At 64.0% G+C, this 969-nt stretch carries 1 protein-coding gene; it reads right to left on the bottom strand.

All coding sequences use genetic code 11. From position 1 onward, the window contains the following. Window positions 1–81: 81 nt before the first annotated feature. Window positions 82–969: DUF3626 domain-containing protein (locus ACAM49_RS40265; RefSeq protein WP_369640756.1), on the bottom strand; the 888-nt coding region annotated here is incomplete at its 5' end.

Raw genomic sequence — 969 nt, 5'->3', positions numbered from 1 at the left:
CTATGCGGCATGAGCGCTCACTCTCCTCGGCTATGGCCAGGCCGCCTTGCGCATCCGACAGATTGCGAGTGCATCGCGGCCTCACGTTGATTCGGTCCCGAAGCGGGCGAGATAGTGCCAGACCTTCTTCAAGGCCTGCGGGTCGTATCGACCGGATTGCGCGGCTTGCCCGACAGCGCGGGTGTCCAGGATGCCGTCCACCGCCAGAGCGACACCCAATTCGACATATTGCACACCCCGATATCCGGGATGCCGCCGCAAGGTGTCAACGGTGAGCCGGAATCCGTTGTGCCACTCCACGGCGCACGGTAGGCGACGAGCGACGGCTTCGATATCGGTGCCCCGATGACCGGGGTCGAGGACGATCGCCTCAACATCGCGATCGAGTTGGACCGGACCATGGATATGCGCCTCGACGTAATTGTCGAGCGGGTCTTGGTCACCGGTCTCGGCCTCGGCCAGTGCAATGAGGCCCATGCGCGATGCCACGCCGAAGTTCGAAGGGTTCAGGTAGCTGTCGGGATAGCAGAACGTCGTGCGGTCCAGCACGGCCGCGGTCAGTCGTAGATGCGCCGAGCCGAACCGGGGTGCAGCGCCGACGGATGCGCGCCGAAAGTTCAACGCACCATACACTGGCCGATCTTCCGCCGGCCCATGGTCGTACGTACCACCGAACATCCGGCTCTCCCAGTGCCAGCGGTCGCCACCCAGGTGCGCGGTCAACCCGCCATTGCTCGTTCCGGTGACGAATTGCGAACGGTAGCTACCGTCATCGGCCAAAGCTCCGAGAACCACCTGGTCCGCGGCAGGCCAATCCGGATGGAAGTTCACTGTCACCGGCACCGACGAATGAAGCGGGAGCCCGGTAGATCTCGACGTGACAAACGCGACTGCCCGATCGGCACTGCCATTCGAATGCTCCCCATGCACCCAAACAGTCTGCTCGAGCGCGGGCCGCACGCAACTCGG

Origin of the sequence: Nocardia sp. JMUB6875, from assembly GCF_041154655.1 — a bacterium.
GTDB lineage: Bacteria > Actinomycetota > Actinomycetes > Mycobacteriales > Mycobacteriaceae > Nocardia.
Note: the sequence above shows the minus strand (reverse complement) of the source record. Positions and strands in the feature narration are given on the sequence as shown.